We start from the raw sequence: 15,569 nt of genomic DNA on the forward strand, positions 1-15,569 counted from the left end.
TTTCGGGACGCCTCCGACCTTACTCTTATCGACTCAGAAAATAAGATGATTCAGTTTTACAAAAAGCCGCTACTACTTAGGCTTCTTGGTACCGTACTTCGAACGACCCTGGTTACGACCTTTAACGCCGGAAGTATCCAAGGAGCCGCGTACGGTGTGATAACGAACACCTGGCAAGTCTTTTACACGACCGCCACGGATCAGTACCACGCTGTGCTCTTGCAGGTTGTGGCCTTCACCGCCGATGTACGAGGAAACCTCGAAACCGTTGGTCAGGCGCACACGGCATACTTTACGCAGTGCCGAGTTAGGTTTTTTCGGCGTGGTGGTATACACACGGGTGCATACGCCACGACGTTGCGGGCAGTTCTGCAGCGCAGGCACGTCGGATTTCTCGACGATACGCTTACGCGGCTGACGTACCAGCTGGTTGATAGTTGCCATCTACTAGCTCCACTGTTGTCTTGCGACGCTATTGTCTTGCAAGAAAAGCAAAATGGCAGGAACGAATTCCCGCCAAATTTAGGGGTACAAGAGTCTAAAGAGGATCTTGCCCCCAGTCAAGGCAAGGCCCCGACCTCCCCTCCCGTCGAAGCCGGGCAAATTTGCCTTGATCCGACGAATGGGGGCTGCCAGGGCCCAGACTTATTTACCGCAGAACTCAGTTACCGCTTGAGTTCAGCGCTTCGGTCAGTGCGGCTTCCACTTCACTGGCGCTTACGCGCAACGGCTTGTCAGCATCACGGCGACGCTTACGCTCGCTGTGATAGGCCAAACCGGTACCAGCCGGGATCAGACGACCCACGACCACGTTCTCTTTCAGGCCGCGCAGGTAATCGCGCTTGCCGGTTACCGCTGCTTCGGTCAGTACGCGAGTGGTCTCCTGGAAGGAGGCCGCCGAGATGAACGACTCAGTGGACAACGACGCCTTGGTGATACCCAGCAGTACGCGAGTGAACTTGGAAACGAATTTCTCGTCGCCAGCCAGACGCTCGTTTTCCACCAGCACGTGAGTCAGTTCCATCTGGTCGCCCTTGATGAAACTGGAATCGCCGGATTCAGCGATCTCAACTTTACGCAGCATCTGACGCAGGATGGTCTCGATGTGCTTATCGTTGATCTTCACGCCTTGCAGGCGGTAAACGTCCTGGATCTCGTTAACGATGTACTTGGCCAGCGCACTCACACCCAGCAGACGCAGGATGTCGTGTGGATCGCTCGGGCCGTCGGAGATCACTTCGCCGCGGTTTACCTGTTCGCCTTCGAACACGTTCAGGTGACGCCACTTTGGAATCAGCTCTTCGTACGGATCGGTACCGTCGTTCGGGGTAATAACCAGACGGCGCTTGCCCTTGGTTTCTTTACCGAACGCGATAGTGCCGCTGACTTCAGCCAGAATCGACGCTTCTTTCGGACGACGAGCTTCGAACAAGTCGGCAACACGCGGCAAACCACCGGTGATGTCACGGGTCTTCGAAGTTTCTTGCGGGATACGCGCGATAACATCACCGATCGCGATCTTCGCACCATCCGCTACACCGACCAGGGCGTTGGCTGGCAGGAAGTACTGAGCGATTACGTCAGTGCCTGGCAGCAACAGATCCTTGCCGTTGTCATCGACCATCTTCACGGCAGGACGGATGTCTTTACCGGCAGCTGGACGATCTTTCGCGTCGAGTACTTCAATGTTGGTCATACCGGTCAATTCGTCAGTCTGACGCTTGATCGTGATGCCTTCTTCCATGCCCACGTAGGTCACGGTACCTTTCATTTCGGTAACGATTGGGTGAGTGTGCGGATCCCACTTGGCCACGATTGCGCCAGCGTCGACCTTGTCACCTTCTTTAACCGAAATCACAGCACCGTACGGCAGCTTGTAGCGCTCACGCTCACGACCGTAGTCATCAGCGATTGCCAGCTCACCGGAACGCGACACAGCAACCAGGTGACCATCCACTCGCTCAACGTGCTTCAGGTTGTGCAGGCGGACAGTACCGCCATTCTTCACCTGAACGCTGTCGGCTGCGGAGGTCCGGCTTGCCGCACCACCAATGTGGAACGTACGCATGGTCAGCTGGGTACCCGGCTCACCGATGGACTGGGCAGCAATAACGCCGACCGCTTCACCGATGTTCACCTGGTGACCACGAGCCAAGTCACGGCCGTAGCACTTGGCGCAAATGCCGTAGCGGGTTTCGCAGCTGATCGGCGAGCGAACGATTACTTCGTCGATGCTGTTGAGTTCGATGAACTCGACCCACTTCTCGTCAACCAGAGTGCCGGCAGGAACGATAACTTCCTCGGTACCTGGCTTGAATACGTCACGGGCAATAACACGACCCAGTACGCGCTCACCCAGCGGCTCTACAACGTCACCGCCTTCAATGTGCGGAGTCATCAGCAGGCCGTGCTCGGTGCCGCAGTCGATCTCGGTGACAACCAGATCTTGCGCAACGTCTACCAGACGACGCGTCAGGTAACCGGAGTTAGCGGTTTTCAACGCGGTATCCGCCAGACCTTTCCGAGCACCGTGAGTAGAGATGAAGTACTGGAGTACGCTCAAACCTTCACGGAAGTTCGCAGTAATCGGCGTTTCGATGATGGAGCCGTCCGGCTTGGCCATCAGGCCACGCATACCGGCGAGCTGACGGATCTGCGCAGCAGAACCCCGTGCGCCCGAGTCGGCCATCATGTACATCGAGTTGAAGGACTCTTGGTCAACTTCGTCGCCGTGACGGTCGATGACCTTCTCTTTCGAGAGGTTGGCCATCATCGCCTTGGACACTTCGTCGTTGGCCTTGGACCAAAGGTCGATCACTTTGTTGTACTTCTCGCCCTGTGTTACCAGGCCCGAGGCGTACTGGCTTTCGATCTCTTTCACTTCATCAGTAGCAGCACTGATGATGCGGGCTTTTTCATCAGGAATAACGAAGTCGTTAACACCGATGGAAACGCCGGAAATGGTCGAATAGGCAAAACCGGTGTACATCAACTGGTCAGCGAAGATCACGGTCTCTTTCAGACCAACCACGCGATAGCATTGGTTGATCAGCTTGGAGATCGCCTTTTTCTTCATCGGCAGGTTGACGACGTCGTACGACAGGCCTTTTGGCACAACCTGGTACAACAGCGCACGGCCAACGGTGGTGTCGACAATACGGGTGCCGCTCACGCTGCCGCCATCACGGTCGTTGACAGTTTCGTTGATGCGCACTTTGACCTTGGCGTGCAGTGCGGCTTCGCCGGCACGGAACACCCGGTCAACTTCCTGCAGGTCAGCGAACACACGACCTTCGCCTTTGGCGTTGATCGCCTCACGGGTCATGTAGTACAGACCCAATACAACGTCCTGCGACGGAACGATGATTGGCTCACCGTTGGCTGGCGACAGAATGTTGTTGGTCGACATCATCAACGCACGCGCTTCCAACTGGGCTTCCAGTGTCAGCGGTACGTGCACGGCCATTTGGTCGCCGTCGAAGTCGGCGTTGTACGCAGCACAGACCAGAGGGTGCAGCTGGATAGCCTTACCTTCGATCAGTACCGGTTCAAACGCCTGGATACCCAGACGGTGAAGGGTCGGTGCACGGTTGAGGAGAACCGGGTGTTCGCGAATCACTTCAGCGAGAACGTCCCAAACCTCTGGCAGCTCGCGCTCGACCATTTTCTTGGCCGCTTTGATGGTGGTCGCGAGACCGCGCATTTCCAGCTTGCCGAAGATGAATGGCTTGAACAGCTCAAGTGCCATCTTCTTAGGCAGACCGCACTGGTGCAGACGCAGGGTCGGGCCTACGGTAATTACCGAACGACCAGAGTAGTCAACACGCTTACCGAGCAAGTTCTGACGGAAACGACCTTGCTTACCCTTGATCATGTCAGCCAAGGATTTCAGAGGACGCTTGTTGGAACCGGTGATAGCGCGGCCACGACGACCGTTGTCGAGCAGGGCATCGACAGCTTCCTGCAACATACGCTTTTCGTTGCGCACGATGATGTCCGGAGCGGACAGATCGAGCAGGCGCTTCAAGCGGTTGTTACGGTTGATCACACGGCGGTACAGGTCGTTGAGGTCGGAAGTCGCGAAACGACCACCATCCAACGGCACCAGCGGACGCAGATCCGGCGGCAGAACCGGCAGAACGGTCAGCACCATCCACTCTGGCAGGTTGCCGGAACCCTGGAAGGCTTCCATCAACTTCAGACGCTTGGACAGCTTCTTGATCTTGGTTTCGGAGTTGGTTTGCGGAATCTCTTCGCGCAGACGACCAATCTCGTGCTCCAGGTCGATAGCGTGCAGCAGTTCGCGGACAGCTTCGGCACCCATGCGGGCATCGAAATCATCACCGAACTCTTCCAACGCCTCGAAGTACTGCTCGTCGTTCAGCAGCTGACCTTTTTCAAGGGTAGTCATGCCTGGATCGATAACGACATAGCTCTCGAAGTAGAGAACGCGTTCGATATCACGCAGGGTCATGTCCATCAGCAAGCCGATACGGGACGGCAGCGATTTCAGGAACCAGATGTGGGCAACCGGCGAAGCCAGCTCGATGTGCGCCATGCGCTCACGACGAACCTTGGCCAGTGCAACTTCAACGCCACACTTCTCGCAGATCACACCACGGTGCTTCAAGCGCTTGTACTTACCGCACAGGCACTCGTAATCCTTTACCGGGCCAAAGATCTTGGCGCAGAACAGGCCGTCACGCTCAGGTTTGAACGTACGGTAGTTGATGGTTTCCGGCTTTTTAACTTCACCGAACGACCACGAACGGATCATCTCAGGCGATGCCAATCCAATACGGATGGCGTCGAACTCTTCGACTTGACCCTGGTTTTTCAGCAAATTCAGTAGGTCTTTCAAGGCCTTTCCTCCTGGCGGAGCAGAGAGCGGGCTAAACAGCCCCGCTCTCGATTCGCGTCACGTGTTATTCGGTTTCCAGATCGATATCGATGCCGAGGGAACGAATTTCTTTGATCAACACGTTGAAGGACTCGGGCATGCCCGGCTCCATACGGTGATCGCCATCCACGATGTTTTTGTACATCTTGGTACGACCGTTCACATCGTCCGACTTCACTGTGAGCATTTCTTGCAGAGTGTAAGCGGCACCGTATGCTTCCAGTGCCCAGACCTCCATCTCCCCGAAACGCTGACCACCGAACTGAGCCTTACCACCCAGCGGCTGCTGGGTAACCAGGCTGTACGAACCGGTAGAACGAGCGTGCATCTTGTCGTCTACCAAGTGGTTCAGCTTCAGCATGTACATGTAGCCAACAGTAACCGGGCGCTCGAACTTGTTGCCGGTACGGCCGTCGAACAGCTGCATCTGGCCGCTTTCTGGCAGGTCTGCCAGTTTCAGCATGGCCTTGATTTCGCTTTCCTTGGCACCGTCGAACACCGGGGTAGCCATTGGAACGCCACCGCGCAGGTTCTTCGCCAGATCCAGGATTTCCTGGTCGGAGAAGGTATCCAGCTCTTCCTTGCGACCGCCGATCTCGTTGTAGATCTCGTGCAGGAACTTACGCAGGTCAGCAACCTTGCGCTGCTCTTCGATCATACGATTGATCTTCTCGCCCAGACCTTTAGCCGCTAGGCCAAGGTGGGTTTCAAGGATCTGACCAACGTTCATACGCGAAGGTACGCCCAACGGGTTGAGGACGACGTCGACCGGGGTGCCATTGGCATCGTGCGGCATGTCTTCAACCGGCATGATCACGGAGACCACACCTTTGTTACCGTGACGACCGGCCATCTTGTCGCCCGGCTGGATGCGGCGACGGATTGCCAGGTAAACCTTGACGATTTTCAGCACGCCTGGAGCCAGGTCATCGCCCTGCTGCAGTTTGCGCTTCTTGTCTTCGAACTTGTCGTCCAGCAGACGGCGACGATCAACGATATAGGCCTGGGCCTTCTCGAGCTGCTCGTTAAGAGCATCTTCAGCCATGCGCAGTTTGAACCACTGGCCGTGCTCAAGACCGTCGAGGATTTCGTCGGTGATGTCCTGACCTTTCTTCAGACCTGCGCCGCCTTCAGCCTTGTGGCCTACCAGGGCGGAACGCAGACGTTCGAAGGTCGCGCCTTCAACGATACGGAACTCTTCGTTGAGGTCCTTGCGGATCTCGTCGAGCTGGGTCTTCTCGATGGACAGTGCACGAGCATCACGCTCGACGCCGTCACGGGTGAAGACCTGCACGTCGATGACAGTACCCTTGGTACCGGTAGGTACACGCAGGGAGGTGTCTTTAACGTCGCTGGCTTTTTCACCGAAAATGGCACGCAGCAGCTTCTCTTCCGGAGTCAGTTGGGTCTCGCCTTTCGGAGTGACCTTACCAACCAGGATGTCGCCCGCACCCACTTCAGCACCTACGTAAACGATACCGGCTTCGTCCAGCTTGTTCAGTGCAGCTTCACCCACGTTCGGGATGTCTGCAGTGATTTCCTCTGGCCCAAGCTTGGTGTCACGCGCCACACAGGTCAGTTCCTGAATGTGGATCGTGGTGAAGCGATCTTCTTGAACCACACGCTCGGACAGGCAGATGGAGTCTTCGAAGTTGAAGCCGTTCCATGCCATGAACGCGATGCGCATGTTCTGACCCAGAGCCAATTCACCCATATCGGTGGACGGACCGTCAGCCATGATGTCGCTACGCTGAACGCGATCACCCTTGCGCACCAGCGGACGCTGGTTGATGCAAGTGTTCTGGTTCGAGCGGGTGTATTTGGTCAGGTTGTAGATGTCGACACCGGCTTCACCCGTTTCAACTTCGTCATCAGCAACACGAACCACGATACGGCTGGCATCAACGGAATCGATCACGCCGCCACGACGAGCCACGACACAAACGCCGGAGTCACGGGCTACGTTACGCTCCATGCCGGTACCTACCAGCGGCTTGTCGGCACGCAGGGTCGGTACAGCTTGACGCTGCATGTTGGAACCCATCAACGCACGGTTGGCGTCATCGTGTTCCAGGAACGGGATCAGCGACGCTGCGACCGAAACTACCTGCTTCGGCGATACGTCCATCAAGGTGACGTCTTCCGGCGCCTTGACGGTGAACTCGTTCAGGTGACGAACAGCCACCAGCTCGTCGATCAGGACCTTCTTGTCGTTCATCGTGGCCGAAGCCTGAGCGATCACGTGATCAGCTTCTTCGATGGCGGACAGGAACACGATCTCATCGGTGACCAGGGCGTCTTTCACCACACGGTACGGGCTCTCAAGGAAGCCGTACTGGTTGGTGCGCGCATAGGCGGCCAGGGAGTTGATCAAACCGATGTTCGGGCCTTCCGGCGTTTCGATTGGGCATACACGACCGTAGTGAGTCGGGTGTACGTCACGCACTTCAAAGCCAGCACGCTCACGGGTCAGACCGCCCGGGCCCAGTGCGGAAACACGGCGCTTGTGGGTGATCTCGGAAAGCGGGTTGTTCTGGTCCATGAACTGCGAGAGCTGGCTGGAACCGAAGAACTCTTTCACCGCCGCAGCCACTGGCTTGGCGTTGATCAGGTCTTGCGGCATCAGGCCTTCGCTTTCAGCCATCGACAGACGCTCTTTGACCGCACGCTCAACACGCACCAGGCCAACGCGGAACTGGTTCTCGGCCATTTCGCCTACGCAGCGAACACGACGGTTACCCAGGTGGTCGATGTCATCGACGATGCCTTTGCCGTTACGGATGTCGACCAGAGTCTTCAAGACCGCAACGATGTCTTCCTTGCACAGCACACCCGAACCTTCGATCTCGGTGCGACCGATACGACGGTTGAACTTCATCCGGCCGACCGCAGACAGGTCGTAGCGCTCAGGGCTGAAGAACAGGTTGTTGAACAGGGTTTCTGCGGCGTCTTTGGTTGGTGGCTCGCCAGGACGCATCATGCGATAGATTTCTACCAGCGCTTCCAATTGGTTGCTGGTGGAGTCGATCTTCAGGGTGTCGGAGACGAACGGACCACAGTCGATATCGTTGGTGTACAGGGTCTCGATGCGAACAACCTGCGCCTTGGCAATTTTGGCCAGGATCTCGGTGTTCAGCTCGGTGTTGCACTCAGCCAGGATTTCGCCTGTAGCCGGGTGAACGATGACCTTCGCGGTAGTACGGCCCAGGACATAGTCCAGGGGAACTTCCAGCTCTTTGATACCCGCTTTTTCGATCTGGTTGATGTGGCGCGCAGTGATACGACGACCAGCCTCAACGATGACTTTGCCCTTTTCATCCTGAATGTCCAGGACAGCAATTTCACCACGCAGACGCGAAGCGATCAGCTCCAGCTTGAGGGTTTCATCCTTCAGGCTGAATACGTTGGTGGTGTAGAACGCATCCAGGACTTGCTCAGTGGTGTAACCGAGCGCGCGCAGCAGTACCGAGGCCGGCAGCTTGCGACGACGGTCGATACGCACGAACACGCAGTCTTTCGGATCGAACTCGAAGTCCAACCACGAACCGCGGTACGGAATGATCCGCGCGGAGTACAGGAGCTTGCCGGAGCTGTGCGTCTTGCCGCGGTCGTGATCGAAGAACACGCCCGGGGAACGGTGCAGCTGGGAAACGATAACACGCTCGGTACCATTGATAACGAAGGTACCGTTCTCAGTCATCAATGGGATTTCGCCCATGTAGACTTCTTGCTCTTTGATGTCCTTGATCGCTTTGTTCGACGACTCTTTGTCGAAAATGATCAGACGGACTTTTACCCGCAAAGGTACGGCGTACGTAACACCGCGCAACACGCATTCTTTGACATCAAATGCCGGTTCGCCCAGGCGATAACCGACGTACTCCAGCGCAGCATTGCCGGAGTAGCTGATGATCGGGAAAACGGATTTGAAGGCCGCATGCAGGCCCACGTCGCGGAACTGATCTTTGGTCGCTCCCGCCTGCAAGAATTCACGATACGAATCCAGCTGGATAGCCAGAAGGTACGGGACATCCATGACGTCCGGCAACTTGCTAAAGTCCTTGCGGATACGTTTTTTCTCAGTATATGAGTAAGCCATCAGCGTTCCCCAGCTTGGTCACCTGCTTGTTTGGCCCTCCCGACGGGAGCAGCCAGAAAATCTTGCAAACCCCATGGTTTGCACCACCGCATCGGGTGGCTACAGCACGTTAATGGCGGCGACCGAGTCGACAGCCAAGAACGGAAAAAGGCCGGTGGCAAGAGCCACCAGCCATCAGCCTTCAGCTTAACGCTTGGGCTGGAGACGCAAGGTCGATGCTTACTTCAGCTCGACTTTAGCGCCTGCTTCTTCCAGAGTTGCTTTAGCTTTGTCGCCTGCGTCTTTGGTCACTGCTTCCAGAACCATAGCAGGAGCGCCGTCAACTACAGCCTTGGCTTCTTTCAGGCCCAGGCCGGTCAGTTCACGTACTGCCTTGATGACGTTAACTTTCTTCTCGCCAGCTTCCAGCAGCATGACGTTGAATTCGGTTTGCTCTTCAACAACGGCAGCAGCAGCAGCTGGGCCAGCGGAAGCAGCGGCAGCGGAAACGCCGAATTTTTCTTCGAAAGCTTTGATCAGCTCAACAACCTGCAGAACCGACATTTCAGCTACGGCGTTGAGGATATCGTCTTGGGAGATAGACATTGCTGTATTTCCTGAATTGGGGGACGGCCTACGCGGCCATCGAAATAAACAAAAATACGCGAGAGAAGTTGCTCAGCCTTAGGCTGCGGCAGCTTCTTTTTGCTCGCGAACTGCAGCCAGAGTACGAGCCAGCTTGCTGGTAGCGCCTTGAATCACGCTCATCAGCTGCGAAATGGCTTCGTTACGGGTCGGCAGTGTTGCCAGTACGTCGATTTGGTTAGCTGCGAGGAACTTGCCCTCGAACGCAGCTGCCTTGATCTCGAACTTATCCTGACTCTTAGCGAACTCTTTGAACAAACGGGCAGCAGCGCCTGGATGATCCTTGGAGAACGCAATCAGAGTCGGGCCGGTGAACACGTCATTGAGGACACTGTATTCAGTGTCAGCAACAGCGCGCTTGAGCAGGGTGTTACGTACAACACGTACGTACACGCCAGCTTCACGAGCCTCTTTACGGAGTCCGGTCATAGCGCCTACTGTCACACCACGGGCATCAGCCACGACAGCGGACAGAGCAGCTTTGGCAGCCTCGTTGACTTCAGCGACGATGGCCTTCTTGTCTTCGAGATTAATTGCCACGGGTTTAACTCCTGCTTGTTACCGTTTCATCTGGCCGGAGCCGGATGTCGTTTTGGTGTCTGATTCGGTAAGGAACCGGGAGCACCATCTGCGTAGGCTTGTTGGTTTAAGACTTGCGTCGCCTACGGTCTTGGATAGCCCCCGCCAGGCAGGGACCCCAATCTTTCAATTGGCGCAATCGCTTACGCCAATTTGTGTCTTATACGTCCAGCGAGCCTTGGTCGATGACCAGACCTGGGCCCATGGTGGTGCTCAGGGTAACGCGCTTGACGTAGATACCTTTCGAGGAAGCTGGCTTGATACGCTTCAGATCGGCGATCAGGGCTTCAACGTTTTCCTTCAGCTTGACGGCGTCGAAGCCGACCTTGCCAACGGAGGTGTGAATGATGCCGTTTTTGTCGGTACGATAACGAACCTGACCAGCCTTGGCGTTTTTAACCGCGGTAGCTACGTCTGGCGTTACGGTGCCGACCTTAGGGTTAGGCATCAGGCCACGTGGACCCAGGATCTGACCCAATTGACCCACAACACGCATTGCGTCCGGGGAAGCAATAACTACGTCGTAGTTCAGGTCGCCGCCTTTCATTTCGGCAGCCAGGTCGTCCATACCAACGCGGTCAGCGCCGGCGGCCAGAGCAGCTTCAGCTGCAGGGCCTTGAGTAAAGACAGCTACACGAACAGTCTTACCAGTACCGTGTGGCAGCACAGTAGCGCTACGAACGACCTGGTCAGATTTACGTGGGTCTACACCCAGGTTTACAGCAACGTCAACGGACTCGCTGAACTTGACAGTCGACAGCTCGGTCAGCAGAGCAGCAGCGTCTACAAAATTGTAGGACTTGCCCGCTTCGATTTTGCCGGCGATAGCCTTTTGGCGCTTGGTCAGCTTAGCCATTACACACCCTCCACGTTAAGGCCCATGCTACGAGCAGAACCGGCGATGGTACGCACGGCTGCATCCATATCAGCTGCAGTCAGATCCGCGTTTTTGGTTTTCGCGATTTCTTCCAGCTGAGCACGAGTTACGGTGCCAACCTTAACGGTATTAGGACGAGCGGAACCGCTAGTCAGACCAGCAGCCTTCTTCAGCAAAACCGAAGCCGGGGTCGACTTGGTTTCGAAAGTGAAGCTACGGTCGCTGTATACAGTGATGATCACTGGAGTCGGCAGACCTGGCTCAAGACCCTGAGTACGGGCGTTGAAAGCCTTGCAGAATTCCATGATGTTCACGCCATGCTGACCCAGGGCTGGACCAACAGGTGGGCTTGGGTTGGCCTGAGCGGCCTTCACTTGCAGCTTGATGTAAGCGGTAATCTTCTTGGCCATGAGGCACTCCAATTACGGGTTCAAGCGCCTCGAAAGGCTCCCCGGTTACTTGCGCGTTTATCCCAGTGACGACAAAACCCCACAGCCTAAGGCTGCGGGGTTGGGATGCTTACTCAGCTAGACCTTCTCGACCTGGCTGAATTCCAACTCTACCGGAGTAGAGCGACCGAAAATGAGCACCGCGACCTGGATCCGGCTCTTTTCGTAGTTAACCTCTTCGACAGTCCCGTTGAAATCAGCAAACGGACCATCCGTGACACGAACAACCTCACCCGGCTCGAACAACGTCTTCGGCTTGGGCTTGTCGCTACCGTCGGCGACACGACGCAGAATTGCTTCTGCCTCTTTGTCAGTGATCGGAGCAGGCTTATCAGCAGTACCGCCGATGAAGCCCATAACACGAGGAGTGTCCTTGACCAAGTGCCAAGTACCCTCATTCATGTCCATCTGCACCAGCACGTAGCCAGGAAAGAACTTGCGCTCACTCTTGCGCTTCTGACCATTCCGCATTTCAACCACTTCTTCAGTGGGAACCAGAATTTCGCCGAAGCCATCTTCCATGCCTGCCAGCTTTACGCGCTCCAGCAAAGAGCGCATAACATGCTTCTCGTAACCCGAGTAAGCATGCACAACGTACCAACGCTTAGCCACGGGACACCCTTAGCCAACAATCAAGGAAACAAGCCAGCCGAGCAGGGAATCAAGACCCCACAACAGCAACGCCATAACCAGAACAACAGCCACAACAATCAACGTGGTCTGCGTGGTTTCTTGGCGAGTTGGCCAAACGACTTTACGAATTTCGGTGCGAGCTTCCTTCACCAGGACCGCGAAAGACTTGCCTTTGGCAGTCTGCAGGCCTACAAAGGCAGCTACAGCAGCAAGGGCGAGCAAAACGAGAACGCGGTACAGGATCGGCGAAGCAGAATAGTACTGGTTGCCAACAACGCCCACGACCACCAAAGCGACCACAGCGAGCCACTTGACGAGATCGAAACGAGAGCTTTGAGCTTCAGCCTTAGGAGTCATCTATGAAGATCCTGTGAAAAGAAAGCCAGACACACCATGCGAATCTGGCAGGTCAGGAGGGAATCGAACCCCCAACCTACGGTTTTGGAGACCGTCGCTCTGCCAATTGAGCTACTGACCTAAAACAAAATCAGGCCGACCATTATGCAGACCCGAAAAAGACTTTACAACAACCAACCCCCAAAGACTTGAAATCACTCAACAACAAGCAATCTAAACACCATCAAGCCGAGCCAGCCGTTAAAACAAAGGCAGATATTTTCATATCTGCCTTGTTATATGGAGCTCTTGAGCGGATTTGAACCGCTGACCTCACCCTTACCAAGGGTGTGCTCTACCAACTGAGCTACAAGAGCGAAACACAATGCACAACCTGCAAACTTGGAGCGGGTAGCGGGAATCGAACCCGCATCATCAGCTTGGAAGGCTGAGGTTCTACCACTAAACTATACCCGCGGAGCTTGCAGCTCACGCTAAAATGGTGGAGGGGGAAGGATTCGAACCTTCGAAGTCGTAGACGTCAGATTTACAGTCTGATCCCTTTGGCCGCTCGGGAACCCCTCCTAAGCGAGCCGGCATTCTACATCACGCCGGCCTTCTGTCAAGCATTTTCTCATTAAAAATATGAGGTTAGCTGCATTGACCTTCGCTTCGCACCTTAGACCTTAAAGGTCTTCACTGCGAAGCGGGCGCCATTCTATGCAAACTATTCGAGAGTTGCAATGCCTTCGCACAGCATTATTTTATGTTTTAACTCATTGAATTCCTTAGCAAGGTTTTCAAAGGGTAGGTCGTCAGCCAGGCGTCGGCTTTCCGGGGCAACTCGAAGCCAGTAACCTTGCGCATCAGGAGCACTCAGCAGCTGTACCTTAACCTTTATATCCAGGCTAGTGAGGCGCTGCTCAAGGAATTGCGCCTGTCGCTGGTCGGCAAAGCCACCAATGTATAAGCAAGTATTTTGCGCATCAGATGCCTTAGCCCGATCCTTGCGCACCACAGCGTCGGAAGACTCGCTCAGCAGGCGAATATCCTGCTGCGTATTCCGATAGAGGCTCAGAGGGGTCACGTCTTTAGCACGCAACGGCGCCTCTTGCTGATGCCATATGTAGTAGAAGGCGTTCAGGATCAATAAAAGCAAAAACAGCCAACGCATAAACACCTCAAGATAAAGGGCACGCCATTGCCAGACCTACGAAAATCAAATCAGGAACGAGTCGAGCCTGAGGCACGGCATCCCTCACCAAATCAGCATCGCCACCCGTCAGGAATACAGTGAAGTTATCACCCCAATAACTTCGGGCCAGCTCAAGCTGGGTCAGCACAAACCCTCTGAGCATCAACGTACAGCCACGCTCTACAGCCTCTACGGTCGTATGCCCTGGCGATAGACGCTCCAAGGCTCTTTCAGCAGCTGCATCGTCGTAACGTATCTTGCGCGTATGCGTGCGCAGCTGATTACGCATGAGGGGCATACCAGGACAGATGAAGCCACCTAAATGCTCACCATCGCCAGCAACAAAATCTGCAGTAGCAGCCGTACCGAAATCAAGCACCAGGCATGCGCCCGACGCCAATTTGAAGCCGCCCAGCATTGCTAACCAGCGATCAAGGCCAAGACGCTCGAAATCTTCGTAACCGTTGCGCACCCCAGCCATTTCTCGCGCAGAAACAGCGCAGGAAACCGCAACGCCAAAGGCCTCCACCAGCGCCTCAACCAGATTTTTTGTTTCGTCCAGAGCACGAACACTCACCAACCGGCAATGTGTCAATAACACACCAGGCAGCACTGACAGGCTTTCAATCAATGCAACATCCGAACTAGCGACACCTTCTGCAGATGCCGTCGCCCGATCCGAATCAAGTACGCGCCACTTGATGAAGCTATTCCCACAGTCGAGCTCAAGAATCATCACGCAACCTCAGGCTTAACTCACCACCACTGTATGTTTTCTCAACACCACCGACACTTAAACGTAATGCCCCCTGACCGTCGATACCCAGCACCACCCCATCGACACGGTTGGCACCCGCTATGAGTGACACTGCCTTTCCCTGCCAGGCATGACCTTTTTCCCACTCATCCCGAAGCGATGAAAAACCTTGCGCCCTGTGTCGATCCAAGTAGCTTTGCAGCTGCAAGCACAGGCGTGCCACCAGAGAGTTACGATCAACTGGAGACCCCGTCTCCAACTGCACTGACGTCCATTGCTGATCAACCTCTTCAGCCTTCTGCATATTCACGTTAATACCGATGCCGAGGACAACGTGGCAAATATCCGCAGGATCCCCTACGAGCTCCAGTAAAATCCCGGCAATCTTCTTCTGCCCCACCAGGACGTCGTTTGGCCACTTCAGAGCCGCCCCCCGCACTCCAGACTCACGCAGCGCCTGCATTACCGCCAAGCCAACCACAAGGCTCAGGCCTTCCAGCTGTCGCGGACCATTCTCGATACGCAATAAGAGGCTGTAATACACATTCTGAGCGAATGGGCTGACCCACTTTCGACCACGTCGCCCTCTTCCCGCCGTTTGCTGCTCCGCAAGCACCAGGTACGGCGTCGCACGCTCAACCTCAACAAGGCGCAGAGCCTCGGCATTTGTCGAGTCGATGGAGTCGTAGATATGGATAGGCCACGCGAGGGAAGACGTATGCAGTGCAATCTGCTCGGAACTCAAGAAAACCAGCGGCGAAGCTAATTGATATCCCCTCCCACGAACCTTGTGGACCGGCAGATTCAATTCGGCCTCAAGATGCTGGAGCTGCTTCCAGACTGCACTGCGACTAACGCCCAGGGCTGCGCCAAGTGCTTCTCCGGAATGGAATCGGCCATCTTTTAGAAGTTCTAACAACGTCAGCATGCAAGTATCGCCTCACAATGAGGCACGCATGATAGCCATGCGCAGGGTCATTGCATAGAAAGGCCGGACTTTAGCACTGAAGCCCCTCCCGAGGCGCCTCTTCGCACTTTTCGACCGCCCAAAACAAAACCCCATCTGCTTTCGCAAATGGGGTTTCGGAATTTAATCTTGACGATGACCTACTCTCACATG

The 15,569-nt window shown here is 55.4% G+C and carries 12 protein-coding genes and 4 tRNA genes; all 16 read right to left on the reverse strand.

From position 1 onward, the window contains the following. Positions 1-72 precede the first annotated feature (72 nt). The 16 genes from rpsL to birA all read right to left on the reverse strand — a co-directional run bounded on the left by rpsL (position 73) and on the right by birA (position 15,377). On the reverse strand, positions 73-444 hold the full coding sequence (gene rpsL / locus Q8X51_RS14025; RefSeq protein WP_002555494.1) for a 30S ribosomal protein S12: 372 nt from the start codon (positions 442-444) through the stop codon (positions 73-75). A 217-nt stretch (positions 445-661) separates the two neighbouring features. Further along, the gene (rpoC, locus tag Q8X51_RS14030) at positions 662-4,861 is read right to left on the reverse strand and encodes a DNA-directed RNA polymerase subunit beta' (protein WP_065924112.1); all 4,200 of its coding nucleotides are present in this window, start codon (positions 4,859-4,861) and stop codon (positions 662-664) included. A 64-nt stretch (positions 4,862-4,925) separates the two neighbouring features. Then, complete coding sequence (gene rpoB, locus Q8X51_RS14035; protein WP_027605164.1) at positions 4,926-8,999, reverse strand: DNA-directed RNA polymerase subunit beta; 4,074 nt, start codon at positions 8,997-8,999, stop codon at positions 4,926-4,928. A 219-nt stretch (positions 9,000-9,218) separates the two neighbouring features. Then, positions 9,219-9,584: a 50S ribosomal protein L7/L12 gene (rplL, locus tag Q8X51_RS14040; RefSeq protein WP_053138313.1), complete on the reverse strand. Its 366-nt coding sequence runs from the start codon at positions 9,582-9,584 to the stop codon at positions 9,219-9,221. 78 nt (positions 9,585-9,662) lie between these two features. Then, positions 9,663-10,163, reverse strand: a complete 501-nt coding sequence (gene rplJ / locus Q8X51_RS14045) for a 50S ribosomal protein L10 (RefSeq protein ID WP_003176433.1) — start codon at positions 10,161-10,163, stop codon at positions 9,663-9,665. A 199-nt stretch (positions 10,164-10,362) separates the two neighbouring features. Next, positions 10,363-11,058, reverse strand: coding sequence for a 50S ribosomal protein L1 (gene rplA / locus Q8X51_RS14050; protein WP_003176434.1), 696 nt, complete (start codon positions 11,056-11,058; stop codon positions 10,363-10,365). Further along, a complete protein-coding gene (rplK, locus tag Q8X51_RS14055; protein ID WP_003176435.1) occupies positions 11,058-11,489 on the reverse strand; it encodes a 50S ribosomal protein L11 in 432 nt (143 codons plus the stop codon). Before rplK ends, rplA begins: the two co-directional genes overlap by 1 nt. Positions 11,490-11,606: 117 nt before the next feature. After that, positions 11,607-12,140 carry a transcription termination/antitermination protein NusG gene (gene nusG, locus Q8X51_RS14060; RefSeq protein ID WP_003176436.1) on the reverse strand — a complete coding sequence of 178 codons (534 nt, stop codon included), beginning with the start codon at positions 12,138-12,140 and terminating at the stop codon, positions 11,607-11,609. 9 nt (positions 12,141-12,149) lie between these two features. Then, positions 12,150-12,518 carry a preprotein translocase subunit SecE gene (gene secE, locus Q8X51_RS14065; protein WP_027605162.1) on the reverse strand — a complete coding sequence of 123 codons (369 nt, stop codon included), beginning with the start codon at positions 12,516-12,518 and terminating at the stop codon, positions 12,150-12,152. Between the two features lie 45 nt (positions 12,519-12,563). Continuing rightward, positions 12,564-12,639: transfer RNA gene (locus Q8X51_RS14070), tRNA-Trp, on the reverse strand. A 159-nt stretch (positions 12,640-12,798) separates the two neighbouring features. After that, a tRNA-Thr gene (locus Q8X51_RS14075) sits at positions 12,799-12,874 on the reverse strand. Between the two features lie 26 nt (positions 12,875-12,900). Further along, positions 12,901-12,974, reverse strand: a tRNA-Gly gene (locus Q8X51_RS14080). A 23-nt stretch (positions 12,975-12,997) separates the two neighbouring features. Next, a tRNA-Tyr gene (locus Q8X51_RS14085) sits at positions 12,998-13,082 on the reverse strand. 142 nt (positions 13,083-13,224) lie between these two features. Continuing rightward, entirely contained in the window at positions 13,225-13,671 is a 447-nt protein-coding gene (locus Q8X51_RS14090) for a hypothetical protein (protein ID WP_027605161.1), read from the reverse strand. Positions 13,672-13,678: 7 nt separating this feature from the next. After that, positions 13,679-14,428 carry a pantothenate kinase gene (locus tag Q8X51_RS14095; protein ID WP_065924111.1) on the reverse strand — a complete coding sequence of 250 codons (750 nt, stop codon included), beginning with the start codon at positions 14,426-14,428 and terminating at the stop codon, positions 13,679-13,681. Beyond that, positions 14,418-15,377 (reverse strand): bifunctional biotin--[acetyl-CoA-carboxylase] ligase/biotin operon repressor BirA, encoded by a 960-nt coding sequence (gene birA, locus Q8X51_RS14100; RefSeq protein WP_065924110.1) that lies wholly within the window; start codon positions 15,375-15,377, stop codon positions 14,418-14,420. The genes Q8X51_RS14095 and birA overlap by 11 nt, the downstream gene beginning before the upstream one ends. Positions 15,378-15,569: the final 192 nt, after the last annotated feature.

This window comes from Pseudomonas sp. Yb2C2 (assembly GCF_052112325.1).
In the GTDB taxonomy this organism is placed as follows: domain Bacteria; phylum Pseudomonadota; class Gammaproteobacteria; order Pseudomonadales; family Pseudomonadaceae; genus Aquipseudomonas; species Aquipseudomonas marginalis.

Coding starts and splice junctions, on each gene's coding strand:
- rpsL (WP_002555494.1), bottom strand. CDS start 444: ATGGCAACTATCAACCAGCTGGTACGTCAGCCGCGTAAGCGTATCGTC.
- rpoB (WP_027605164.1), bottom strand. CDS start 8,999: ATGGCTTACTCATATACTGAGAAAAAACGTATCCGCAAGGACTTTAGC.
- rplL (WP_053138313.1), bottom strand. CDS start 9,584: ATGTCTATCTCCCAAGACGATATCCTCAACGCCGTAGCTGAAATGTCG.
- rplA (WP_003176434.1), bottom strand. CDS start 11,058: ATGGCTAAGCTGACCAAGCGCCAAAAGGCTATCGCCGGCAAAATCGAA.
- rplK (WP_003176435.1), bottom strand. CDS start 11,489: ATGGCCAAGAAGATTACCGCTTACATCAAGCTGCAAGTGAAGGCCGCT.
- secE (WP_027605162.1), bottom strand. CDS start 12,518: ATGACTCCTAAGGCTGAAGCTCAAAGCTCTCGTTTCGATCTCGTCAAG.
- Q8X51_RS14090 (WP_027605161.1), bottom strand. CDS start 13,671: ATGCGTTGGCTGTTTTTGCTTTTATTGATCCTGAACGCCTTCTACTAC.
- Q8X51_RS14095 (WP_065924111.1), bottom strand. CDS start 14,428: ATGATTCTTGAGCTCGACTGTGGGAATAGCTTCATCAAGTGGCGCGTA.
- birA (WP_065924110.1), bottom strand. CDS start 15,377: ATGCTGACGTTGTTAGAACTTCTAAAAGATGGCCGATTCCATTCCGGA.